This is a genomic window from Flaviaestuariibacter amylovorans (assembly GCF_039541815.1).
GTDB lineage: Bacteria > Bacteroidota > Bacteroidia > Chitinophagales > Chitinophagaceae > Flavisolibacter > Flavisolibacter amylovorans.
In genome coordinates, this window is record NZ_BAABGY010000007.1 from 835281 (window position 1) to 858179 (window position 22899).

The following is a 22899-nucleotide window of genomic DNA, read 5'->3' on the forward strand; positions in this document are numbered from 1 at the left end:
ATTTCTACATTCATTACTCATCACTCATTATTCGATATTCCCATGTCCCGCTCGTCTACCTGGCTGTTCACCCTTCTCGTATTGCTCATCCCGTTCAGCGTATACGGCGTCGTCAAATGGTACGAGTCGCGGTATCAGCGTCTGCCGGTGCTGGCGCCCGCCGATGCGCGCGTGGCCGCGTTCACGCTGCAGAACCAGCAGGGAGCAAGGGTGTCCGGCGCCTCCTGGAAAGGACGGATCGTCGTCGCGAACTTTTTCTTCACGAGTTGCCCGGTGGTATGCCCGAAGATGATGTACGGCATGCAGCGGGTGCAGACCTATGGGAAGGCAGAGGGCCTGCAGCTGGCCTCTTTTACGGTGGACCCGGAGCGTGATTCGGCAGCCACCCTTGCCGGCTACGCGGAGCGGCGGAACATTCGCGGTGCCCAATGGGACCTGCTTACCGGAGATAAGAAAACGATCTACAGCCTTGCCCGCCACGCCTTCCGGCTCACGGTGGCCGAGGGCGACGGAGGCCCCACCGACTTCATCCACAGCGAGCAGCTCGTGCTGATCGACCGCAGCGGGCGGATCCGCGGGTATTACACCGGCACCGAGGAAAGCGAGGTGAACCAGCTGCTGCGCGACCTCGAAAGGCTCGCCGCGGAGTGAGCCACCTGACCAGAATCAGGCCCGGAGCTGAAGCAAGTAAGGGAGTTCCGCGCCAATAGCAACGAACCTTGCAATAGCATTCATCCAAGACAAAACAAGCTGATATGAAAACAACATTATCCCTCCTGATCCTTCTGCTTGCCGCCACCGCAGCCGCCATCGCCGCTCCCCCGGCCGAAGACGGCAAGGCCATTTTCAGCAGCCGCTGCGCCGCCTGCCACAACATCCACAAAGACCTCACCGGTCCTGCGCTTGCCGGCCTCGACCAGCGCCGCCCGCTCGACTGGATCGTCAAGTTCGTTCAGTCGTCGCAGTCGCTGGTGAAAAGCGGCGACAAGACCGCTGTAGCCCTTTTTGAGAAACACAATAAGATCGTGATGCCCGACCATACCGACCTCGGGGCCGAGCAGATCAGGAATATTGTGGAGTACATCAAAGCGGAAGGCGCCGTGGCAAAAGAAACGGCGCCCTTCGCAAAGCCGGGCAAGCTGCGTCCCGCCTACCTCCCGACCCCGATCGGACATAAGTTCTTCATTGGCTTCCTGGCCGTGGTGCTGCTTCTTGTAGGCGTGTTGCTTTTTGCCGTTCAGCTGAAGCAGTTTCAACGCAATCAGGAGGAAGCGTGAGCCATAGTTGATATTTCCGAAACAAAGACCGCTTCCTTTGAAGCGGTGTTTGTTTTTTCACTCCTCAGCCAAACAGCAATGCAAGCCCGGACGCGAGCCCGGCAGCGGCCACGGTATTGATGAAGTTCACGCCGTCGTTATCGAGCAGGCCGCAACGCTGTGGGCCGGCGCCGAGCCAGGAGTCGAGCGCATTGCCGAACGTACCGGCCACTAAGATCCAGACAACATGCAGCGACAGGCCAAAACCAACGGCATAGACGACCGCGATCAACGCGCTGCCCGCGGCGCCGAACAGAAACCCCTCCAGGCTCACGGCCCCGTCGCGGCCGCGTGTATCGGGACGGAACGTGCGGATATTGACGTAACGGCGACCGTAGCTATTCCCCAGCTCGGAGGCGAGCGTATCGGCAGTGGCGGCGCTGAGTGCGCCGGCGGCGGCACAGGCCCAGGATGGCGCCTGCTGGGGAATAAGGGAAGCCAGCAGGCCCGCCACCGCTGCAGCGCTGCCATTGGCAAGCACCTGCACCGCGCGTCGCTGCCCTCCACCGCCTTCGCGCAGTCCGTGCACCGCCTTCCAGGCGCTCTTCCACATCGTAGCACCGGTACCGAGCACGAAGAAGGTTCCGAGCAGCGCGATGCCCGTCCAGCCAAGGCCGGCAAACAGGCCCGCCGCCACCAACGCGCCACAGGCACCGCCGGCCACGGTGAGTTTACGGGCCGCCACGGCCGCAAACGCCATCAGCACGATAAAGACAGCAGCAAGCCACATGTTTGCAAGATAACGGCTGCGGGAATATCGAACGGGGAACAGGGAATATCGAACACAGAACAGGGAACAGGGAATAAGAAACAGGGATCCGCAGAATACGGATTTGCAGCGTGCTACTTCGAACGGCTTTTATGGGCAACAGTGAAATAAAAGTCAGCTATAAGAGAAGGAACGCAGCTGTTACCGATTCGATACGATGTGCGCGGATGATTGCATAGGTGGAGAGAAACTCAACGTTTGAAGGCCTCCTGCAGGTAAGCTAGGTGGGTACGAATGTGCTACGCCACACCCGGGCGATCGGTAGCGCATCCGTTAGCTCCTTCTTCTCCTTGCGGTAAAAAACACCTTCTTCTATTTCCGCTGCCTTTCCTTTCACATTCTGATATTCGTTGCTCCTTGTTCCTCTATTGCCCCCCTGCCACCGCAGGGAGGCTAGCACTCAATCCAGCGGCGGAAGCGGGGTGCCGATTCCTGGCTGATGACGATGGCGGGCCGACTGCCGGGGAGGTCCATCTCCACGCGCAGCTTGCTCTTGTCGAAGGGACGGAAGCTCTGGATGTAGTCGAGATGAATGAGGTATTGCCGGTTGGCCCGGAAAAACTGTTGCGGATCGAGCTCGGCCTCGAGCACCTGCAGCGGGCGGTCGTAGATATACTTATTGCCGCGGCGGTCGAGTACGAACACAACCTTTTGCTCGGTATAGAACAGCACCACCTCGGAGAGCGGCAGCGCCACCTGCTCGAGCCCCTTTTGTACGATGATGCGCGTGCGGCGCTTGCGCCCGGTGCCGTCGGGAAAGAGGTCGAGGCCCGCGGCCTGGCTGGCGAAGAAAGAGCGTCGCTGGGCCGCCTTGCGGAGGGCATGGCGCAGCTCCTCCTCGTGCACCGGCTTCAACAGGTACTCCATGCCGTTGTAGGCAAGCGCCTGCAGCACATAGTCGTCGTACACCGAAGTAAAGATCACCGGGGCCTGCACCGGCACCTGGCGGAACAGGTGAAAGGAGTGCCCGTCGCTGAGGCGGATGTCGCACAGCACCAGGTCCGGCGCCCCGCCGTTGCGGAACCAGGCTACGGCCGCCTGGATGGTGGAAAAAGAGCCGAGGAAGCGGTTGGGAAACTCTACCGAAAGGGCTTCGAGGCTTTGCTGCAGCAGGCCCGGCGCTCGGGCCTCGTCTTCGAGGATCAGGATGTTCGTCATAGTCGGTTCCTCCATTGGTTTGGTTCTGGTCGATGGCTTGCGCCGCTACCCGATAGGCAGGTAACTTCCGCCTTTCGCTGCATCGGGATCGCCTCTTTTGCGCAGGTTGCGGAAGCGACGGAAGAGCGGTAAAAAAACGGTACTGAATTGTTGGCGCTGCCCGACCAGGAAATGGGAAAAGGTACCGGTACACGGTGCCGGTGCGCATCCCACTATGCGAAGCTTCCCAACGAGCTGCAGACTTAAAAAAAGCCGCAGTGCTTGCGCACCGCGGCCGGAGGTTTTTCAAGGTTGCGAATGGAATCTATAAAACAACCAGATCAATACTCGTCTTCGGCAAAGGCCGTGCGGGCATGGCCGCTGAGCAGGTACTTGGTGCCGGGGTCGTCGGAGAACTCCACTTCCATATAGATACTGTCGGTGACGTTGCCGGTGCGCGAGCGGCCGGCGCGCGGCAGCACTTTGCCCGCCGTGATAGTGACGCGCTCGGGGAAGGCCGTGGGCGCTACGGGGTTGAAGTAGGCGTTCTTGCTGCCGCCGGTGGGCGAGCCGAAGGTGAGCGCCTGTAGATCTACACCCACCTTGCCCTTCATGCCCCAGCCGTGCTTGATGTCGTCGACCCAGATCGAGTCGCGGGCGGAAGCCGTATTATAGGTGGCGATCGCAAAATGCCCGAGGTGGAAGACATCGTCGCCACTGGCGTCGGTAAGCATGGCCCACCATTCGTTGGAGACGGCTTCGGTGCCGGTGCCGCCCGGATCGACGTTTTCTTTCTTGCAGCCCGCGAGGCTGATGCCGAGGAGGGCGCAGGCGAGGAAAAGCTTATTCATGTTCAGTCGGTTTTAAGAGGTTAGAGTTTCTTCCATTTCCGCAGCGAGTTGTTGACGCCGAGGTCGTGCAGGGTGATGCGGTAATCGAGGTTGCCCGCCGCGTCGAGGGTGCCTGTGCCGCTGACACCGCCGTACGGACTCAATTCCGCGCGCGGAACCAGCAGGTCGGTACCGTTCACCGTGAGCACATACGCCGCGATGAGCGCCGCGCTGCCGCCGCCCCATACGTTGTCGACGAGGTAGAACCCGGGCGCCAGCTTCTGCATCTGCGCGGTGTAGTTGAAGGAGCCCAGATTCTTATAGGCGCCGGCGATGTTGACACCGGGCTGTTCGACGCCCGGGAGCACGGCCACAGTGCGTGTGACGGTACCCGGGAAGCCGTCCTTATTGATGGCGGTATAGACGATGTCGTATACGCCCACCGTGCTCGCGTCGACCGTACCGGAGGCGGTCACCGTGAGCGGGGTGCTGCCTTCCACGGCCGTGACGCCGGGGTCGGTGAAGTTGCCATCGCGGGGGATCGACATATAGCGGTCGCCGTTCATGGTGAAGGTGGGAAAGCGCGTTACGCGGGAGCTGCCCACGCGGTCCTCGGTATTGGCCGGGTGGTCTTTCTTGCAGGAGCCGAGCGCCAGTACGGCGGCCAGCAGGAGGAGCAGTGATTGCTTCATGAGCGGGTCGTTTAAAGGGTTAAAGAGCCCACCAGACGGGGGTGGTGATCGGTACTTCGGCCGGGGTGTTGCGGTTGCGCGTACGCTCCACGTCGGGGAACACGAGGCGCTTCGGCAGCTGGTTGTTGGTAACGGCATTACGCGACACCACGAACTGGCCGGGTACGTAGGCCGGGTTATCGGAATACACGGCGCTCGTGCGCGGATAGCCGGTGCGGTTCTTCTCGAAGAAACCTTCCAGCGCGTGCGACCCGAAAAAGGAGATCCATTTTTGCGTGGAGATGGCCTCGATCTTCTGATCCAGCGTTCCGGCGGTGGGATACGCATACGCTCCGTTCACGAACGCAGTTCCGTCGAGGTCGTGCTGATCGAAGGCGGCCAGCACTCCCTGGTCGTAGCGGGCCTTGGCGCCGGCGCCGGCGAAGTAGCGCTCGCGGGCCTCGGCCTGCATGAAGAAGGACTCGGCCGCCGAGATGAAGTACACCGGGTCGGTGGCCGACTGGTTCACCACCGAGGCGTTCTGTCCGGCGCTGCTCGTGGTGCCGTAGTCGCCCTGGTCAAGGCCGTTGTTGCCCGCATAGTACACCGGGCGCCGCGTGTCGGCATTGGCCTGCAGGTAGGTCAGCAGCGTGCGCGAGGCGCGCAGGTTGGTGCTCACGTTGAGGCTGCGGACATTGTACTCGTAAAACGGGTTGCTCTTGTCGGGTTGGTTCACGAAAGACTTGATGGCTGCATCTGTGGAGAGAAAGCGTGCGCCCGCGGTATAGAGCGCCTCGATGCCGGCCTGGGCCTCTGCGGGCTTCTTGTTCACCATCCGCAGGTACATCTTCAGCTTCTGCGTGTTGGCGAACTCCTCCCAGCGATCCATGTCGCCGCCGAACACGATGTCGGCCTGCTGGTCGCGCGTATCGAACTCACCGGTGTGGTAGTCGCGCGCCAGCGCCGTATCGATCTCAGCGAGCAACGACTTGTAGATGCTGTAGCCGTCGTCGAACTTAGGCTGCAGGTTGGCCGTGCCCCGGAAGGCCTCTGAATAGGGCACCTGGTCGTAGAGGTCCACCAGCACCTGGTAGGTGTAGGCCTTCATCACGGTCGCCATCAGCAGGTACTTCCAGTTACGCTGCTCGTTCGCCTTGCCGATCACGAATTGGTAGTCGTTGAGGGCGCCGGCGAAGAGCTCGGTGTAGCCGCCGTTGAAGTCGGCGCTCTTCACGTTGTACGCGTCGATGTATTTATACTGGTTGGCCGTGGCGCTTTGTGTCCAGTACTGCGCCCAGATGCCGCCGAGGATGGCCATGTCGCCGCCTACGCGTCCCGCGGTCGACATCACGGCCGCCGGGAATACGATGGTGGGTGTTCCCTGACCGATGGCGGGGTTGTTGGGATCCTGGTTGATATCGAGCGCCTTCTTGCAGCTGCTGCCGGCGAGGAGCAGGCCCAGGGCCGCGGGCAGCAGGGTTCTTTTGAAGTTGATCATTGTTCGTGCTTTGTTGGGGTTAGAAATTGGCCGTGAGGCGCACACCGTATTGCTTCATGGTAGGCCCGGTACGGAACTCGCCGAATTCGCCGGAGAGGTCGTTGCCGAAGTTGGAGGCCTCGGGGTCGATATACGCATTCTCCTTCGGCGTCCAGAGCAGGAAGTTCTTGCCGTACACTGAAAGCGACAGGTTCTCCGCGCGGATCCTGGACGCAAGCGAGCGGGGCAGGCGGTAGGTCAGCGTCACGTCGCGCAGCTTCAGGAACGACTTGTCGAGGATGCGGTTCTGGTAGGCTACAGCCTTGCCGTTGTTGGTGTAGAAGTAATCGTCGTAGTTGGCCTGTGTGATGTAGGTCGTGTTCTCCGTGTACACCGGCTTGCCGTCGGCGCCGAAGCTTTCCACCACCGAGTTAGGTACGATGAAGGGCTTCCGGTCGTTGTAGGTCGTATTCCAGGCGTTTCCGGTGAAGTGGTACAGGTCCGCAGTACCGCTGTAGAACAGGCCGCCCTTGCGGAAGTCGAGGCCGAAGTTGAGCGAGAGGTCCTTGTAGGTGAAGGTGTTGCTCAGGCCCATGGTATAGTCGCGCTGCGCACTGCCGTAGATCGCTTTTTCGGCAGCCACCTCGGGCATTCCGGTGCTGGCGCTGACGATGATACGGCCGTCGGGTGCGTAGCGCGGCACCGGTGCCTCAAAGATGCCCACCGGCATTCCCGGGCGGATGTTGAACTCCGCGTCGTACGCCGCATTCAGCTGGATCTTTTCGAGCCCCTCGGCCAGGTTGTCGACATTGCTGCGGTTGCGGGTGAAGGTGTATACGGCGTTCCAGGTGAAGTGCTTCGTGCGCACCGGCGTGGCATCCACCGACAGCTCGATGCCCTTGTTGGTAACGGTGCCGATGTTCGACACCAGCGAAGTAAAACCGGACGAGGGAGCGATGGGCACACCCAGGATCTGTCCCTCGGTCGTTTTCACATAGTAAGTGGCGTCGATGCCGATGCGGTTGTTGAAGAGGCGCAGCTCCAACCCCGTCTCCAGCTCGTTGGTGATCACAGGCTTAAGAGCCAGGTTGCCGATCTGGTTGCCGATCTCGAAGCCGGGTACGCCGTTGAAGGGGAAGGTGATGCTGCCGAAGCCGAGGCCCACGTTGCCGGTCACGAGCGTCGAGTACACGAGGTAGGGATTCGCATCGGAGCCGGTCTTGCCATAGCCGGCGCGCAGCTTCAGGTGGCTGATCGGCGTTCCCGAAAGATTCAGCGATTTCGAGACGAGCCAGGCCAGGTTGGCGCCCGGGTAGAAGAAGGAGTTGTCGGCGATGGGCAGTGCCGACGACCAGTCGTTGCGCGCATTCAGCGTCAGGAACAGCTGCTCGCGGTAGCCGAGGATGGCCTGCGTATAGGTGCCCATCGTGCGCTTGCGGCTCTCGGCGCTCGCCGCGGTGGGCGGGTTCAGCGAGTTCGACAGGTGGTAGAATCCGGGGATCACGAGGTCTTCGATACGCGCCGAGTTGCCACGGCTCGTGACCTGGTTGTAGTTGAAGCCGGCCAGCGCCTCGAGGGTGAAGCGGTCGCCGAGATTGCGGTTGTACTTGACGATGAGGTCGCCGTTGATGAGGCCCGCGTAGTTGTTGACCTGCTGCACGGAGCCGACGTTCGGGGAGCGGCCCTGCCCTTCGGGGTTGGCGCCGTCGTTCCAGGAGCCGGGCGCCGGTACGCTGCGGGCCTTCCAGATAAAGGTTCCGGCATTGGTGAAGTCGCCGCCGAGGCGCGCCTGTACGCTGAGCGCGTCAGAGATCTTGTACCCGAGGTCCACGTTGCCGAAGAAGCGGTCGGAGCGCTGCTGCGAGCCGTTCTCATTCAGGATGAAATACGGGTTCTCGGCATAGGGGCTGTAGAAGTTGTCGACATTGAAGAACTTGTTCCGGTAATCCCGGAAGTCGGCAATCCGTATATCTACGGGCACCTGCAGCAGGTCCTCGAACATACCGGCCGACACGCCCGATTCGGCCTGGGTGGCCACTGCATGCTGCAGCTTGTTGACGTAGTTGAACGAGGTACCGATAGTGAGGCGGTCGAACTTGCTGTTGGTGCGGAGCGAGAAGGTGTGCCGGTTCAGGTAATCGGCCTTCGTGGGCAGCGGCCCGTCGGAGTTGAGGTTCCCGTACGAGAGGTAAAAGTTGAGCAGGTCGGAGCCGCCCGAGAGCGATACCGTATTGTTGAGCTCCGCGCCCGTCTCGTAGAAGTCGCGGATGTTGTTCTTCACGAAGGCGAAGGGCTTCAGCAGCTGGCTGTTGTCGACCACCGATCCCCAGAGGCGCTCGCGGCCGTCGAGGCGCGGCCCCCAGGAGCCGTTTTCGATCGGGATGAAGGTGCCGTCCCAGCCCTGCCCGAACTGGTCCTGCGGCGTCGGCAGCATGCCCACCTTCGAGAAGGTGGCGGCCGAGGCGATGCCCACGCGCAGCTTGCCGGCGCGTCCGCGCTTGGTGGTGATCATTACCGCGCCGTTTTTGGCCTGCGAGCCGTAAAGCGAGGCCGCAGCCGTGCCCTTGAGGATGGTGATGCTCTCCACATCGGCGGGGTTGAGGTCGTTGAGGCCGCCACCGAAGTCGAGGCCGCCCGCCGCGCTCGAGCCGAGGCGCGCGTCCGAGAGGGGCACGCCGTCGATCACGTACAGCGGCTGGTTCTGGTCGCCCAGGTTGCCGTATCCGCGCAGCACCACCTTCACCGAGGAGCCGGGCTGGCCGCCGGTCGTGGAGATGTCGGCGCCCGCTACGCGGCCCTGGAGGCCGTCGAGCACGTTCACCGGCGCTACACGGTTGATGTTTTCGGAATTGAAGGTCGTTGCGGAATAGCCCACCTTGGTGCGGCTGCGCGACTGTCCGAGTGCGGTGACCACTACTTCAGTCATTTCCTTGGGCGCTGCGGGCAGGGAGATGTCGATCTGGTCGCGGGTGCCTACAGCCGCCTCGCGGGGACTGAAGCCGACGGAGCTGAACACAAGCCTGTTGCCGGCCTCGGCAGGCACGGAGAAGTTGCCCGCGGCGTCGGTCTGGCCCACGGTGCGGCCGTTGACGGCAATCGAGACACCCGAGAGCGGCGCGCCCGAAGCGTCGGTCACCTTCCCCCGGATCACCCGTTGCTGCCCCCACACGCTGACCGTCACCAGGACGCCCATTAGCATACACGTGATTTTTTTCATAGATGTTCCTTTTTCTTTCTGGACACAGATTTCAGCACGAATGCTGTCCCGTAGAAATGCGGAAACAGGGCTTGTTTACCGAACCGGGGTACGGGGCTGCTGAAACCGGAAATCGGGGTACTGAAAAATCGGACATGGTATGAACGGCACCGGCCCGGGAGCGCGCGTCGATCCCTGTGTGCCTGCCACCGCCGATTTTCCTATATTTATCGTCTTACGTGTCGTCGCTACGTCGATCGCTCCGCCTTTGGTCGGGCGTTGGAAGGCGTCCAGCGTGAGGCGAAGTGCCCGGCTGGAATGGCTTTCTCCTCACGCCTGACGCCCCACGCCTCTCGATTTTACGGGTAGCCTTCCATACAGTGACGACTTCAGTCTGTTTTAAACGATTGCTATGATCAACGAGGAGAATCCCTACATGCGGGAAGCGATCCGCCTGTCGGTAGATAACGTGTTGCAGGGCGCGGGCGGTCCCTTCGGGGCCGTGGTGGTGAAAGATGGTGTCATCATTGCCCGCGGCACCAACCAGGTGACGGCCAGCAACGACCCCACCGCCCATGCCGAGGTAACGGCCATCCGCGAAGCTTGCCGCGTGCTCGGCACCTTTCAGCTCGCCGGCTGCGAGCTCTATACCAGCTGCGAGCCCTGCCCGATGTGCCTCGGCGCCATCTACTGGGCCCGCCCCGACAAACTATATTACGCCAATACGCAGGCCGACGCGGCCGCCATCGCCTTCGACGACCAGTTTATTTATGAAGAGATCGCGCGGCCCGTGCACGAGCGCAAGCTGTTCACGCAGCAACTGATGCGCGACGAAGCGCTCGAAGCCTTCCGCGCGTGGAGCAGCAGCACTCAAAAGACCGAATACTGATGATCCGATTCCTACTCAACGACAGCACCGTGGGCACGGCCGAGGCCGCCGGCAGCACCGTGCTCGACTTTGTGCGGTACCGCAAGCGGCTCACGGGCACCAAGATCGGCTGCCGCGAGGGCGACTGCGGGGCCTGCACCGTGCTCGTGGGCGACTTCGAGAACGGGCGCCTCACCTACCGCTCCGCCACCTCCTGCCTCATGCCGCTGGGCAATGCCGCCGGCAAGCACATCGTGACGGTGGAAGGCCTCAACGGTCCCGAACTCTCGCCGGTGCAGCAGGCAATGGTGGATACGAACGGCACGCAGTGCGGCTTCTGCACCCTCGGCTTCGTGCTTTCGTTTACGGGCTTCGTGCTGCACCCTTCGGCGAAGACTTATCCGGAGGCCATCGCCGCCATTGATGGCAATATCTGCAGGTGCACGGGGTATAAATCGATCGAGCGCGCGGCGCAGGTCATCTGCGACAAGATCGAAGCGAAGCCCGCCGAGGGCACGCTGGAATGGCTGGTGGCGGAAGGTTTCCTTCCGGGCTACTTCACCGGCATCGAAGCGCGGCTCCGCGACCTGGAGCAGAACGCGGAGCCCGCACCCGCTACAAACGGCATTCCTGCCCTGCCCCTCGCCGGCGGCACTGACCTCCTCGTGCAAAAGCCACATGCGGTCAAGGCATCACCAGTTAGCTTGCTTGCCGACCGGGAGGGCCTCCGCTCGATCCGGCTCGAAGAGGGAAGGATCCGCATCGGCGCGGCCGCAACGGTGACGCAGCTGCTGGAGTCGCGCCTCCTGCAGGAGCACTTCCCGCAACTGGCGGCGCACGGCAAGCTGATCTCGTCCACGCCCATCCGCAACATGGCCACCGTAGGCGGCAACCTCGTGAACGCCTCCCCCATCGGCGACCTCACCATCTTCCTGCTGGCGCTCGATGCGCAGCTCGTTCTGAACGATATGGGCAGCATGCGCACCGTGGCCCTGAAAGAGTTCTACAAAGGATACAAGCAACTCGACAAGGCACCGGGCGAGCTCATCGAAGCAATTTTCTTCGCGCCGCCGGCCTCCCGGTTTTCCTTCGAAAAGGTGTCGAAGCGAACCAATCTCGATATCGCCTCCGTCAACAGCGCGGCGCAGATCGGGCTTGACGCTTCCGGACAGGTTACCTTTGCACACCTCTCGGCAGGGGGCGTCGGCCCGTTCCCAAAGTACCTTTCGCGAACCGGAGCTTACCTGCAAGGCAAGGCGCTTAACACGGAAGCCATCGAAGGCGCGCTCGCACTTGCGCAGGAAGAGATTGCGCCCATCTCCGACGCCCGCGGCACGGCCGACTACAAGCGCCTCCTGCTCCGGCAGCTGCTCCTCGCCCACTTCGCCCGCATCGACGCTGCGCCCGTTCACCAAATGCTTTCCGTATGATCGCTGCCGCCACCAAAGCCATTCCCGAAGCCACGGTCGTCCCCAACCAGGACGCCGCCGGCCACGTTACCGGGCGCTCCCTGTACCTCGACGACCTGCCCACCTTCGAGGGCACGCTCCATGCGAAGATCTTCGACAGCCCCTTGGCTCATGGTACGGTGCGGCGCCTCGATTGGAGCCGCGCGGCGCAGCGCGAAGGCGTCGTCCGCATCTTTTCGGCAACCGACATACCGGGTCACAACAATATCGGCGGCATCTTCCCCGACGAGCCGCTGTTTGCCACCGATACCGTCACCTTCATGGGGCAGCCCTTGCTGCTCGTGGTGGCCGAATCCGAGGAGCTCGCCGAGGCGGCGCTTGCCGACATCGAGGTCGACATCGACCCGCTGCCGGTGGTGACCGATCCAAGGGAAGCCTTCGGCCTCGGGCAACTGCTGTCGCCTTCGCGCACGTTTCAAAAGGGCGATGTGGCGGCAGCTTTCGCGAATTGCGCCCATGTGTTTTCCGGCCGCGCCGAGACCGGCGGACAGGAGCACCTCTATCTTGAAACCCACGGCGCCTATGTGCAGCCGCTAGAAGGCAGCAGCCTGCGGGTGTACTCGTCGACGCAGGGACTCCGCCACGTGCAGGAAACGGTGGCCCACCTCCTGAATATGGGCATGCACCAGGTGGAGGTGGACGTAACGCGCCTCGGCGGCGGCTTCGGCGGCAAGGAAGATCAGGCCGCCATGTGGGCCGCGATGGCCGGCCTTGCCGCGTACCACCTGCGGCGCCCGGTGAAATGCATGCCCCACCGCATGGAAGACATGCGCATGAGCGGCAAGCGCAACCCCTACAGCTCCGACTACAGAATTGGGCTTGATGCCGATCATAAGATCGTCGCCTTCGAGGCTACCTACTTTCAAAACGGCGGCGCCGCGGCGGACCTCTCTCCCGCCATCCTGGAGCGAACGCTCTTTCACGGCACCAACACCTATGGGGTAGCGCATGTGCACCTGACCGCACATTCCTGCAAAACCAACCTGCCGCCCAACACCGCCTTCAGGGGCTTCGGCGGCCCGCAGGGCATGTTCGTGATCGAGGCCGCCATCGATCAGGCCGCGAAGGCGCTCGGTATTTCTACGATCGAGCTGCAGCGGAAGAACCTGATGCCGGAAGGCTATGAATTTTCGTACGGCCAGATCGTGCGGGGTTGCCACGCCGCCGAATGCTGGGACGAGGCTGCGCGTCGTTTCGACCTGCCCCGCCTGCAAAGCGAGGTGGAAACCTTCAATGGAGCGAACAAGCTTTTTAAGAAAGGACTTGCCTTGATGCCGATCTGCTTCGGCATCTCGTTCACCAATACGATGATGAACCAGGCGCGCGCCCTACTGCATATCTACTGGGACGGCAGCGTGAGCCTCAGCACCGGCGCGGTGGAGATGGGCCAGGGCGTGAACACGAAGATGCAGCAGGTGGCGGCACGCAGCCTCGGCATCCGCCGCGACCGCATCCGCGTGGAGAGCACCAATACGACGCGCGTTGCCAACACCTCGCCTTCGGCCGCATCGGCCACCGCCGATCTCAATGGCAAGGCCGTGCAGATCGCCTGCGCCGAAGTACTGGAGCGACTGACCGCCGTAGCACGGCAACACCTGGCGGCCGGCGATGCCGACATCTCGATCGGCAACGAGCTTGTACACATAGACGGGATCGCTACGGAGCTCGACTGGAAGACACTGGTGCACCTGGCCTTTGCGCAGCGCGTCAACCTGAGCGCCAAAGGACACTATGCCACGCCCGAGATCCATTTCAACAAGGCTACCGGCAAGGGGCACCCCTTCGCCTATCATGTGTACGGCACGGCCATCACCGTGTGCACCGTCGATTGCCTGCGCGGCACTTATGAATTCGACGCGGTGCAAGTGGTGCATGATTTCGGCAAGAGCATCAACCCGCTCATCGACCTGGGCCAGTGCGAGGGAGGGCTCGTGCAGGGCATCGGCTGGATGACCATGGAGGAAGTGGTCTACAATGAACAGGGCAAGCTGCTCTCGAACGCGCTCTCTACCTACAAGATCCCCGACATCTACTCGGTGCCGAAGGTGCTCGATATCCACTTCCTGGATGCGCCGGGCTCCGATGGGGCCATTCTGCGCTCGAAGGCCGTGGGCGAGCCGCCGCTCATGTACGGCATCGGCGCTTTCTTCGCGCTGCGCAACGCGGTACTGGCATTCAATAAAAACGCGCTGGTGCCGTATAGCGCACCGATGACGCCCGAAAAAGTATTGATGGGACTGTATAATCCGGAAGTATGATGAGAAAGGACCGGAATTCTGTATACAGCAAAAAGGTCTGGATCGATGGCGGCTTCCACGAAGCGACCGTATTCATGCGCAACGGTATCATCACGCATATCGAGCCTGGTCCCTTCCCGGCTGAACGAATGCCCCACACAAAACCGATCGACGCGCGATTTCATATGGTAATCCCCGGACTGATCGACGTGCATGTGCATGTAAACGAGCCAGGACGCACCCATTGGGAAGGCTTTGAAACCGCTACCAAAGCGGCGCTCCAGAGTGGCATCACCACCATCGTCGACATGCCCCTCAACGCCTCGCCGGTCACCACGTCGGTGGCGGCGCTGGAGGCCAAGAAGGAAGCCTCACGCGACAAGATGTACACCAATGTCGGTTTTTACGGAGGCCTGGTACCGGGTAACCTTCACGAAATCGGTCCGTTGATTGAAGCGGGTGTACTAGGTATTAAAGCCTTTCTGACGCATTCAGGCATCGACGATTTTCCGAACGTGACCGAGGCTGACCTGGAGGCCGCGGCGCCCTTGCTCGCCCAACACAACGTGCCACTGCTCCTCCATTGTGAACTCGACGAGCCAGGCACCAGAGAAGCCCTCAAGCACTCGCCGCGTTCCTACGCAGCATACCTCGCTAGTAGGCCCAAGGACTGGGAAGATCGAGCGGTGGCGATGGCCATCGATGTTTGCCGACGTTTTTGCTGTCCTGTGCACATTGTGCACGTTTCGTCGGCAAGCGCATTACCGCTCATTGCCGCAGCTAAGGCAGAGGGACTGCCGCTGACCGCGGAAACCTGTCCGCACTACCTGCTCTTCAACGCAGAGAACATTGCCGATGGGAATACCCTGTATAAATGTGCGCCGCCGATACGCGAGCGTGCCAACAACGAATTATTGAAAGCGGCCCTGCGCGACGGTATCCTCGACCTTATCGCCTCGGATCACTCTCCCGCCCCGCCCGAGTTGAAAATGCTCGATAGCGGCAATCTGCTGGAGGCCTGGGGTGGCATCGCCGGTCTTCAATACCTGCTCCCTGCGAGTTGGACCGCGCTAGCGGACGTACTTACACCGGAGCAATTCATCCCGCTGCTGACAGAAGCGCCAGCCCGCCTGCTCCGCCTCGACAACCGGAAAGGGTTTATCCGGGTTGGCTACGATGCCGACCTTACCTTATGGTCGCCCGGTAGTGCTGACTGGAAAATTCGTCCGGTCTCCGGGGCGGTATTGCACCGCCACAAGACCACCCCTTATCTCGAGCACGGTCTCCAAGACGTTGGAGGCGATAGCTTTTTAGCTGGCATACCCATCACAGCCGGATTTCATAACTTACCCAAAACCCCGAACGGAACATGGCTTTTCAGAAAGTAAGCGAGATCATCAAAGAAGCACCGGCCTTTGCGCAGCTCACCGACCTGGCAGCCGCCCGGCTTGGCGGAAAAGTGCTGTACGCCACCGACGACTTCTTTGCCGAGAAAGAGAACCTGATACAACCCGGCCGCGGCATCTTCATCACCGACAAATACACCGACCGCGGTAAGTGGATGGACGGCTGGGAGTCGCGCCGCAAGCGCACACCGGGCCACGACTGGTGCGTGGTGCAGCTAGCTACCACGGGCACCATCGCCGGCTTCGACATCGACACCAACTTCTTCCTGGGCAACCACCCGCCGCACGCGTCCATAGAGGCCGCCCTCATCGAGGACGCGTCGGGCATCACCGATTGGGAAAGCGTGCCCTGGGAAGAACTCCTGCCGCAATCCCCGCTGGACCCCGGGAGCCAGAATTTTTACGAATGCGCTTCCGAAAAAGCCTGGAGCCACCTGCGCCTGCATATCTACCCCGACGGCGGCGTGGCCCGCCTCAAGGTGTACGGTACGGTGGTCAAAGACTGGAGCCGAGTAGCACCGGACGAAGAAGTAGATCTCGCGGCAGCCATCAACGGCGGACAGGCCATCGGTTGCAACGATATGTTCTTCTCGTCGATGAGCAACCTCATCATGCCGGGCCGTGGCGTCAATATGGGCGATGGCTGGGAAACGAAGCGGAACCGCACGCCGGGCAACCGCGACTGGGTGATCCTACGCCTTGCCCACCCGGGCAGCATCCGCCGCGCCGTAGTGGACACAGCCCACTTCAAAGGCAACTATCCCGATCGCTGCTCGCTGGAGGCTTGCCACGCGCCCACCGACGAAGACGCGCTGGAGAACCATGCCGACTGGTACCCGCTGCTGCCGGAGCAAAAGCTGGAGGCCGACAGCATCCACGAATTCACCAAAGAGCTGACGAGTGATGCTGTATTCACCCACGTGCGGCTCACCATTTACCCCGACGGCGGCGTAAGCCGCCTGCGCCTGTTCGGTACGCCAACCCGCTGAGCCCATGATGAACGCCTTTGTATACCTGTTGCTGCTCGTGATCGGCTTCATGCTGGTGTCGCTGACCTACCAGCTGCCGGCGATCGCGAAGGCGAGCCATGAAGCCGGCGACGACGAGCGGCACGACCAGCTCTCTTGGTACCAGGGACTGGTCTACGCAGCGCTGTTGCTCGTGCTCGTATCGGCCGTGGCCTTTACGTGGCAGCTCGTGCGCGACACGCCCTGGGAAGGTCACCTCATGGAGTGGCTCAACATCGTGGTTCGCCTCCTGCACATCACCTTCGGCATCGCCTGGATCGGCGCCTCGTTCTACTTCGTATTCCTCGAGAATGCGCTCAACCGCACCAAGGGCCTGCGCGACGAGCTGGCGGGCAACCTGTGGGCCGTGCACGGCGGCGGCTTCTACTACCTGGAGAAATACAAGGTGGCGCCGAAAGAGATCCCGCGCGAGCTGCACTGGTTTAAGTACGAGGCCTACTTCACCTGGCTCTCGGGCTTCTGCCTGCTCTTCGTGGTCTACTATTTCAACGCGAAGGGCATGCTGATCGATCCCAACGTGCGGGCACTGTCGCCGGCCGCGGCCATCGGCATCGGCGTCGGCTCCTTCGTCGTGGCCTGGATGCTGTACCACCTTCTTTGCAAGACGCCGCTTGTGCGAAAGGGACCGCTCTTTGGGCTCGTCGGCCTCCTGCTGGCCGTGGGGTTTGCCTGGGGCTACAGCCAGCTGTTCAGCGCCCGTGCAGCCTACATCCACTTCGGCGCCATGCTGGCGACGCTGATGGCAGGCAACGTGTTCTTCATCATCATCCCCGCGCAAAAGGCCATGGTGTCGGCGGCCAAAAAAGGACTTCCACTCGATCCGGCGCTGGGCAAGTTCGCCGGCCTCCGCTCGCTGCACAACAACTACCTGACGCTGCCGGTGCTCTTCGTGATGATCTCGAATCACTTCCCGAGCACCTTCGGCAACGCACAGGGCTGGCTCATCCTGGCCATCATCACCGTTGGAACGGCGGGTGTGAAGCACTGGCTCAACCTGCGCGAGAAGGGCCAGCTGAACCTGTGGGTGCTGCCTGTGTCGGCCGCCATTTTGCTCGGCGCCGCCTTCATGACCGCGCCGCCGAAGAACCCCGGCGCCTGCACGGGCGACGTTGCCCCATCAACCGTACAGACCATCGTCCAGAAACGCTGTATGTCCTGCCACTCCTCCCGCCCCACCGACGACGTGTACACCTCTGCCCCGAACGGTGTGATGTTCGAAAGTCCGCAGGACCTGCTGAAGCTGAAGGACAAGGTGCTGCAGCGCGTGGTGATCACGAAAACAATGCCCCAGAACAACAAGACCGGCATGACGGAAGAAGAGCGGAACCAGGTGCGCTGCTGGCTGGAACAGGGGAAATAATGTGCTGATGGGGTAATGGGATAATGGGATAATGGGGTGATGGGGTGATGGAGTGATGGGCTAGGAAGGTCTGAGCTCCACTTTCGAAGCCCCGTAAAGCCTCATGAGGCGTCACCCTGTACCACCCAAAGCTAGCTTCGCTACCAGAGGACGCCTCCACTGAAACGACCTTACCAATAGACCAATAGACAAATAAACCAATGACCCTGAACGAACTCAACAACCTTCCGCCCGCCGAAGCGGCAACGGCCCTGCAATCCTGCTGCGGATCGGGGCGCTGGGTGGCCCGCATGCTCGAAGGGATGCCCTTCCCGTCGGTCGAAGACCTTGCGCGGCAGGCCACCGATGCCTGGTACGGGCACTGCGCCGACGCCGACTGGCGCGAAGCCTTCACGCACCATCCGAAGATCGGCGACCTCGACAGCCTCCGGAAGAAATACGCCGCTACCAGCCACCTGGCCGGCGCCGAGCAATCGGGCGTCAACAGCGCCGATGAGCGCACGCTGCAGTCGCTCGCCGCTGGCAACGACCGGTACGAGCAGCAGCAGGGCTTCATCTTCATTGTCTGCGCCACCGGCAAATCGGCCCCCGAAATGGCGCGGCTGCTGCAGGACCGGCTGCACAACGAATCCGAAGAGGAGATACACGTGGCCATGGGCGAGCAGCACAAGATCACGCTGCTGCGCCTGAAAAAGCTGCTGCCCGGGGAGGACTGGTCCTTTCTTAGGGTAAGCCAGCTCACCACGCACGTGCTCGACACCTCCATCGGTCGCCCCGGCAAGGACATCACCATTCGTCTTCAGGTGCCGCTCGGCAAGAGCTGGCGCACCATCGCGCAGGGCGTCACCAATGCCGACGGGCGCATCCCCGACCTGCTGCCCCCGGGGCGTACGCTTCCGCCCGGCACCTACCGGATGGCCTTCGACACCGGCGCCTATTTCGCGGCGCAGGGGCTCACGGGCTTCTACCCGGCCGTAGAAATACAATTCACCGTATTCGACGGAAGCCATTACCATGTGCCGCTGCTCGTCAACCCGTTCGGCTACTCCACCTACCGGGGAAGCTGAGGGAGCATCGGCCCGGAGGCAAACAGCTGCCGCCGGGTGCGCAGATTGCGCTATTTTACAGACCCGTTTTCTTTACCAACTGACACTGACCACATGAATACGTCGATCCCCACCGGCGCCCGCGAGCAGCTCTTCGGCAGCCTGCGCACCGCCAACCTGGCCTTTCAACAGCTTTACCCCGGCGACCGCCCCGAGCGGCAGCCCGTGCATACCGTTTACGGCGGCGCCAACTTGTTCCGCTCCGACCTCGCCCGCTCCCTCGGCGAGCGTGCCCTGGAGACCTTCCAGACCTATGCGCCTGATTTCCTCTCCTTCGGCCGCATATTTCACCTTAACGGCTCCGGACAGTTCAACGCAGAAAGCAAGGCAGAACACATCGCCAAAGAATACGAAGCCCTCCCGCCCGAAGAAAAGCGCCGGCACCCCGCCCGCCTTTCCTACGAAGTGTACGGGAAGGTGATCCGCAAGCTGCAGCACGAGGCCGTGGAAGACTTCCGCATCGACTTTGAAGATGGCTACGGAAACCGCGCCAACGAGGAAGAGGATGCCACCGCCGTTAGCGCCGCGCAGGAAGTGGCGAAAGGCATGGCCGCCGGCACCCTCCCGCCCTTCATCGGCATCCGCATCAAGCCCTTTACCGAGGAGATGAAGGAGCGCGGCCTCCGCACCCTCGACCTCTTTGTGAGCACCCTCGTGAAAGAAACAGGCGGCAAGCTCCCCGACAACTTCGTGGTGATGCTGCCCAAGGTCACGATACCCGAGCAGCCAGCCACGCTCGCCGCCCTGTTCGACCTGCTCGAATCGGAGCTGCAGCTGCCGGCAGGAAGCCTGAAGATGGAGATGATGGTGGAGACCACGCAAAGCATTATGTCGATCGAAGGCACCAACCCGCTGTACAAATTCATCGAGGCGGGCCGCGGTCGCTGCATCGCCATGCACTTCGGCACCTACGACTATACCGCCTCCGCCGGCATCACCGCCCGCTACCAGGAGATGGACCACCCCGTGTGCGACTTCGCGCACCACATGACCAAGGTGGCCCTGGCGCACACCGGCATCTGGCTTTCCGACGGCGCTACCAACACGATGCCGATCGGACCGCACCGCGGCGAGCTCACCGAAGCGCAACAGGAGGAGAACCGCCAGGTGGTGCACCGCGCCTGGAAGAAGGGCTATGACCATATCCGCCACTCGCTGTGGAACGGCTTCTACCAGGGCTGGGACCTCAACCCGGCCCAGCTGCCGATGCGCTATACGGCCGTTTTCGCCTTCTTCCTCGAAAGCTACGAGGACGCGGTAGACCGCCTGAAGACCTTCGTGGAAAAGGCAGCGCGGGCCACCCTCATCGGCGACGTATTCGACGATGCGGCCACCGGGCAAGGACTGCTCAACTTCTTTCTGAAGGCCCTCAACAGCGGCGCCATCACCGAGGAGGAAGTGCTGCGCACCGGTCTTACACTCGACGAGATCCGTGGCCGATCCTTCAAAAAAATCCTGGAAAACCGGGCGCGCTGATGAACACCTGGCATTTTATCCACGGGAAGCTCGAAGTGGGCATCCCCGTATTATTACTGTGGGTGCTCGAAAGCGAAGGCTCCTCGCCCGGCCGCAGGGGGTTCAAGATGGCGGTGAGCGCCGATGGCGCCATCACCGGCTCCATCGGCGGCGGCATCATGGAGCATAAGCTGGTAGAAAAGGCCCGCGCCCTGCTGCAGGCCGGCCTCGGCGACATCCTCCTGCAACGCCAGTACCACGACAAGGAGCACAGCCGCGACCAGTCGGGCCTCATCTGCTCGGGAAGCCAGCTCGTCGCGTTCGTGCCCATCGGGCCGGAGAAAGAAGCATTGGTAAACTCACTGTTGGAAGCCTATGCCGGGCACCACGACACGCGCATCCGGCTATCGCCCGGCGGCTTCGCCCTTGAACCAGCAGGGCACCCGTCCGGTAGTCATTTTGCCTACCGCGACGATACCGACTGGAGCTACTCCGAGCGACTCGACCAGCGGCCGGTGATCCACATCATCGGCGGCGGGCACGTGGGCCTCGCCCTGTCGCAGCAGATGACGCTGCTCGGCTTCTACATCCGCATCTACGACAACCGGCCGGAGCTGAACACCTTTGCCGGGAACACGCACGCCCAGGAGCGTGTGGTGGCCGACTACGAAACCATCGACGCCCTCATCGGCGACCGCCCCGACGACTACGTGGTGATCATGACCTTCGGCTACCGCGACGACAAGACGGTGTTCCGCCGCCTCCTCGGTCGCAAGTATGCCTACCTCGGCATGATGGGCTCCGAGTCGAAGGTGCTGACGCTGATGCGCGAGCTGCAGCAGGAAGGGATCAGCCCTGAAGCGTGGCAGCATTGCTTCATACCGGTGGGCCTGCCCATCTACAGCAAAACACCCGCGGAGATCGCCGTGAGCATCGCCGCCGAGATCATCCGCGAAAAAAACCGGGAATTGCCCACCGGCCGGAGCGGGCTACCTTTATCCCTATGAACGCACCCGCTTTGCCGACACCTGCCCACCGGTGGCTGGCCCTGCACCGCCTCACCGCCCTCTGGGCCTTTGGCGAGTCGGGGCTCGGCGGGGTGATGCATGCGCTCAAGGTTCCGTTCACCGGCCTGCTGGTCGGCTCGTTTGCCGTTATTTGCATCTCGCTCATCGGCCGGTATTCGGAAGGCCACTACCGGCGGATCCTACACAGCCTGCTGCTGGTGCTGATCATCAAGGCGGCCGTGAGCCCGCACTCGCCGCCGACGGCCTACCTCGCCGTTTCCTTCCAGGCGCTGGTGGGCTACCTGCTCTTCTCGCTGGGCGGCGTCCGCAAGCCCGCCATCTACACGCTGGCCATACTGGCCCTGCTCGAATCGGCGGTTCAAAAGCTGCTCACGCTCACGCTCTTCTTCGGACGCTCGTTCTGGCAGGCGGCCGACGAGCTCGTGGCCTATATCGGGCGGGAGCTGTCGGTGGCCCTCCCCGACGGCGCCCTGCTGCTCACCGGTATCTACCTGGGCATTTACTTGTTGGGCGGACTCGCCTGCGGCGCCATGGCTACGCGGCTGGTGGCCGACAGTGCCCTCCGCCCCGACCTGCCTGCCTGCCCGGCCATTGCTGCGCCACCCGACCCTGTGCAGCGGCGCCGGCGCAGCCGCGCAGCGCTGGTGGTGCTCCTGCTCGCGGCCATTTGCGCCATCCGCTTCCTCGAGGCCGACTCGGCGCGTGCAGGGAGCCGGAGTGTGGTGCTGGCGTTGCTCTGGACCGGTACGGCACTTATTGTCTGGTACGGGATACTGGCTCCGTTCGTGCTGGGCCTTTTGCGTCGCTACCTGCGCCGGCAAGGGACGGCGTACCAAGGCCAGGTAGATGAGCTGCTCGGACTCCTGCCGCAGATGCGCCACCTCTCGCATGCCGCCTGGCAGGAAAGCCGCGCGCGCCGCGGCTGGCGCCGGGTGCCGCTGTTTCTCCGCCTGCTCATTTTCTGGTCGCTGACGGCGGGAGCTCCCGAACTGCAGGAGGCCCTGCCATGAACGTATTTCTCCTTACCGGGCCCATCGAAAGCGGCAAGACCACGGCCCTCGCCACCTGGGCAAACGACCGGGAGGAGGTGTGTGGGATCCTGATGCCGGGCACCGGTGCGGACCGTCGTTTCCTGGACATCGCTACAGGAGCGAGCTGGCCCGCCTCGGCGGAGCCCGGCAGCGCCGAAGCGTTCACGGTGGGTCGGTATTCGTTCTCCATCGCCGCCTTCGCCCGGGCCGAAAACGTGCTGCTGGAAGCCGTAAAAAAGGCGGGCGGGTGGTTGCTGATCGACGAGATCGGGAAGCTCGAACTGGCGGGGCAGGGTTTCGACGCCACGCTGCGCCACCTGTTGCATGCCGGAACGCAAAAGGCATCCCCAACAGCGCTCGTGCTGGTGGTCCGCGATAGCCTGGTGGACGCCATACAGGAACGGTATGGGCTCGCGGCGGCGGCACTGCGGCGGCATCCGTCGGAACTGCCGGCGGCTTTACCGAATTCTTAAGGACCGCCCCCGTCCCCACCCGGCGGCAATGCTTACTTTTGT

Annotated in this window: 19 protein-coding genes; 13 read left to right on the forward strand and 6 right to left on the reverse strand. The window is 62.3% G+C overall.

The window, feature by feature from the left end:
• Positions 1 to 42: 42 nt before the first annotated feature.
• Both ABD937_RS12100 and ABD937_RS12105 read left to right on the forward strand, forming a co-directional pair.
• Positions 43 to 651: an SCO family protein gene (locus ABD937_RS12100; protein WP_345255990.1), complete on the forward strand. Its 609-nt coding sequence runs from the start codon at positions 43 to 45 to the stop codon at positions 649 to 651.
• Positions 652 to 755: 104 nt separating this feature from the next.
• The gene (locus tag ABD937_RS12105; RefSeq protein ID WP_345255992.1) at positions 756 to 1277 is read left to right on the forward strand and encodes a c-type cytochrome; all 522 of its coding nucleotides are present in this window, start codon (positions 756 to 758) and stop codon (positions 1275 to 1277) included.
• 64 nt (positions 1278 to 1341) lie between these two features.
• Here ABD937_RS12105 and ABD937_RS12110 read toward each other — a convergent pair whose 3' ends face one another.
• The 6 genes from ABD937_RS12110 to ABD937_RS12135 all read right to left on the reverse strand — a co-directional run bounded on the left by ABD937_RS12110 (position 1342) and on the right by ABD937_RS12135 (position 9417).
• Positions 1342 to 2046, reverse strand: a complete 705-nt coding sequence (locus tag ABD937_RS12110) for a DUF92 domain-containing protein (protein WP_345255993.1) — start codon at positions 2044 to 2046, stop codon at positions 1342 to 1344.
• A 432-nt stretch (positions 2047 to 2478) separates the two neighbouring features.
• A complete protein-coding gene (locus ABD937_RS12115) occupies positions 2479 to 3243 on the reverse strand; it encodes a LytR/AlgR family response regulator transcription factor (RefSeq protein WP_345255994.1) in 765 nt (254 codons plus the stop codon).
• Positions 3244 to 3563: 320 nt separating this feature from the next.
• Positions 3564 to 4073 carry a lipid-binding protein gene (locus tag ABD937_RS12120; protein WP_345255996.1) on the reverse strand — a complete coding sequence of 170 codons (510 nt, stop codon included), beginning with the start codon at positions 4071 to 4073 and terminating at the stop codon, positions 3564 to 3566.
• Positions 4074 to 4093: 20 nt separating this feature from the next.
• Positions 4094 to 4744, reverse strand: a complete 651-nt coding sequence (locus ABD937_RS12125) for a DUF5011 domain-containing protein (RefSeq protein ID WP_345255997.1) — start codon at positions 4742 to 4744, stop codon at positions 4094 to 4096.
• A gap of 19 nt (positions 4745 to 4763) precedes the next feature.
• Positions 4764 to 6221: a SusD/RagB family nutrient-binding outer membrane lipoprotein gene (locus ABD937_RS12130; protein WP_345255998.1), complete on the reverse strand. Its 1458-nt coding sequence runs from the start codon at positions 6219 to 6221 to the stop codon at positions 4764 to 4766.
• Between the two features lie 19 nt (positions 6222 to 6240).
• A complete protein-coding gene (locus ABD937_RS12135) occupies positions 6241 to 9417 on the reverse strand; it encodes a SusC/RagA family TonB-linked outer membrane protein (RefSeq protein ID WP_345255999.1) in 3177 nt (1058 codons plus the stop codon).
• A 391-nt stretch (positions 9418 to 9808) separates the two neighbouring features.
• Between ABD937_RS12135 and ABD937_RS12140 the strand changes: the two genes are divergently transcribed.
• From ABD937_RS12140 to ABD937_RS12190, 11 genes are all read left to right on the forward strand, one after another.
• The gene (locus tag ABD937_RS12140; protein WP_345256000.1) at positions 9809 to 10285 is read left to right on the forward strand and encodes a nucleoside deaminase; all 477 of its coding nucleotides are present in this window, start codon (positions 9809 to 9811) and stop codon (positions 10283 to 10285) included.
• Positions 10285 to 11694: an FAD binding domain-containing protein gene (locus ABD937_RS12145; RefSeq protein ID WP_345256001.1), complete on the forward strand. Its 1410-nt coding sequence runs from the start codon at positions 10285 to 10287 to the stop codon at positions 11692 to 11694. Before ABD937_RS12140 ends, ABD937_RS12145 begins: the two co-directional genes overlap by 1 nt.
• Entirely contained in the window at positions 11691 to 13991 is a 2301-nt protein-coding gene (locus ABD937_RS12150; RefSeq protein WP_345256002.1) for a xanthine dehydrogenase molybdopterin binding subunit, read from the forward strand. The genes ABD937_RS12145 and ABD937_RS12150 overlap by 4 nt, the downstream gene beginning before the upstream one ends.
• A complete protein-coding gene (gene allB, locus ABD937_RS12155) occupies positions 13988 to 15358 on the forward strand; it encodes an allantoinase AllB (RefSeq protein ID WP_345256003.1) in 1371 nt (456 codons plus the stop codon). The genes ABD937_RS12150 and allB overlap by 4 nt, the downstream gene beginning before the upstream one ends.
• Complete coding sequence (gene alc / locus ABD937_RS12160; RefSeq protein WP_345256004.1) at positions 15340 to 16365, forward strand: allantoicase; 1026 nt, start codon at positions 15340 to 15342, stop codon at positions 16363 to 16365. Before allB ends, alc begins: the two co-directional genes overlap by 19 nt.
• Positions 16366 to 16369: 4 nt before the next feature.
• Positions 16370 to 17764, forward strand: coding sequence for a urate hydroxylase PuuD (locus ABD937_RS12165; protein ID WP_345256006.1), 1395 nt, complete (start codon positions 16370 to 16372; stop codon positions 17762 to 17764).
• Between the two features lie 200 nt (positions 17765 to 17964).
• Positions 17965 to 18831, forward strand: coding sequence for a 2-oxo-4-hydroxy-4-carboxy-5-ureidoimidazoline decarboxylase (uraD, locus tag ABD937_RS12170; RefSeq protein WP_345256007.1), 867 nt, complete (start codon positions 17965 to 17967; stop codon positions 18829 to 18831).
• A gap of 93 nt (positions 18832 to 18924) precedes the next feature.
• Entirely contained in the window at positions 18925 to 20346 is a 1422-nt protein-coding gene (locus ABD937_RS12175) for a DUF6986 family protein (RefSeq protein ID WP_345256008.1), read from the forward strand.
• Positions 20346 to 21332: an XdhC family protein gene (locus ABD937_RS12180; RefSeq protein ID WP_345256010.1), complete on the forward strand. Its 987-nt coding sequence runs from the start codon at positions 20346 to 20348 to the stop codon at positions 21330 to 21332. The genes ABD937_RS12175 and ABD937_RS12180 overlap by 1 nt, the downstream gene beginning before the upstream one ends.
• Entirely contained in the window at positions 21329 to 22363 is a 1035-nt protein-coding gene (locus ABD937_RS12185) for a hypothetical protein (RefSeq protein WP_345256011.1), read from the forward strand. The genes ABD937_RS12180 and ABD937_RS12185 overlap by 4 nt, the downstream gene beginning before the upstream one ends.
• Positions 22360 to 22857 carry a nucleoside-triphosphatase gene (locus ABD937_RS12190; protein WP_345256012.1) on the forward strand — a complete coding sequence of 166 codons (498 nt, stop codon included), beginning with the start codon at positions 22360 to 22362 and terminating at the stop codon, positions 22855 to 22857. Before ABD937_RS12185 ends, ABD937_RS12190 begins: the two co-directional genes overlap by 4 nt.
• The last annotated feature ends 42 nt before the right edge of the window (positions 22858 to 22899 follow it).

Excerpts from the sequence above, each read along its gene's own strand:
- ABD937_RS12100 (WP_345255990.1), top strand. The coding sequence starts at position 43 with ATGTCCCGCTCGTCTACCTGGCTGTTCACCCTTCTCGTATTGCTCATC.
- ABD937_RS12105 (WP_345255992.1), top strand. The coding sequence starts at position 756 with ATGAAAACAACATTATCCCTCCTGATCCTTCTGCTTGCCGCCACCGCA.
- ABD937_RS12110 (WP_345255993.1), bottom strand. The coding sequence starts at position 2,046 with ATGTGGCTTGCTGCTGTCTTTATCGTGCTGATGGCGTTTGCGGCCGTG.
- ABD937_RS12115 (WP_345255994.1), bottom strand. The coding sequence starts at position 3,243 with ATGACGAACATCCTGATCCTCGAAGACGAGGCCCGAGCGCCGGGCCTG.
- ABD937_RS12120 (WP_345255996.1), bottom strand. The coding sequence starts at position 4,073 with ATGAATAAGCTTTTCCTCGCCTGCGCCCTCCTCGGCATCAGCCTCGCG.
- ABD937_RS12125 (WP_345255997.1), bottom strand. The coding sequence starts at position 4,744 with ATGAAGCAATCACTGCTCCTCCTGCTGGCCGCCGTACTGGCGCTCGGC.
- ABD937_RS12130 (WP_345255998.1), bottom strand. The coding sequence starts at position 6,221 with ATGATCAACTTCAAAAGAACCCTGCTGCCCGCGGCCCTGGGCCTGCTC.
- ABD937_RS12135 (WP_345255999.1), bottom strand. The coding sequence starts at position 9,417 with ATGAAAAAAATCACGTGTATGCTAATGGGCGTCCTGGTGACGGTCAGC.
- ABD937_RS12140 (WP_345256000.1), top strand. The coding sequence starts at position 9,809 with ATGATCAACGAGGAGAATCCCTACATGCGGGAAGCGATCCGCCTGTCG.
- ABD937_RS12145 (WP_345256001.1), top strand. The coding sequence starts at position 10,285 with ATGATCCGATTCCTACTCAACGACAGCACCGTGGGCACGGCCGAGGCC.
- ABD937_RS12150 (WP_345256002.1), top strand. The coding sequence starts at position 11,691 with ATGATCGCTGCCGCCACCAAAGCCATTCCCGAAGCCACGGTCGTCCCC.
- allB (WP_345256003.1), top strand. The coding sequence starts at position 13,988 with ATGATGAGAAAGGACCGGAATTCTGTATACAGCAAAAAGGTCTGGATC.
- alc (WP_345256004.1), top strand. The coding sequence starts at position 15,340 with ATGGCTTTTCAGAAAGTAAGCGAGATCATCAAAGAAGCACCGGCCTTT.
- ABD937_RS12165 (WP_345256006.1), top strand. The coding sequence starts at position 16,370 with ATGATGAACGCCTTTGTATACCTGTTGCTGCTCGTGATCGGCTTCATG.
- uraD (WP_345256007.1), top strand. The coding sequence starts at position 17,965 with ATGACCCTGAACGAACTCAACAACCTTCCGCCCGCCGAAGCGGCAACG.
- ABD937_RS12175 (WP_345256008.1), top strand. The coding sequence starts at position 18,925 with ATGAATACGTCGATCCCCACCGGCGCCCGCGAGCAGCTCTTCGGCAGC.
- ABD937_RS12180 (WP_345256010.1), top strand. The coding sequence starts at position 20,346 with ATGAACACCTGGCATTTTATCCACGGGAAGCTCGAAGTGGGCATCCCC.
- ABD937_RS12185 (WP_345256011.1), top strand. The coding sequence starts at position 21,329 with ATGAACGCACCCGCTTTGCCGACACCTGCCCACCGGTGGCTGGCCCTG.
- ABD937_RS12190 (WP_345256012.1), top strand. The coding sequence starts at position 22,360 with ATGAACGTATTTCTCCTTACCGGGCCCATCGAAAGCGGCAAGACCACG.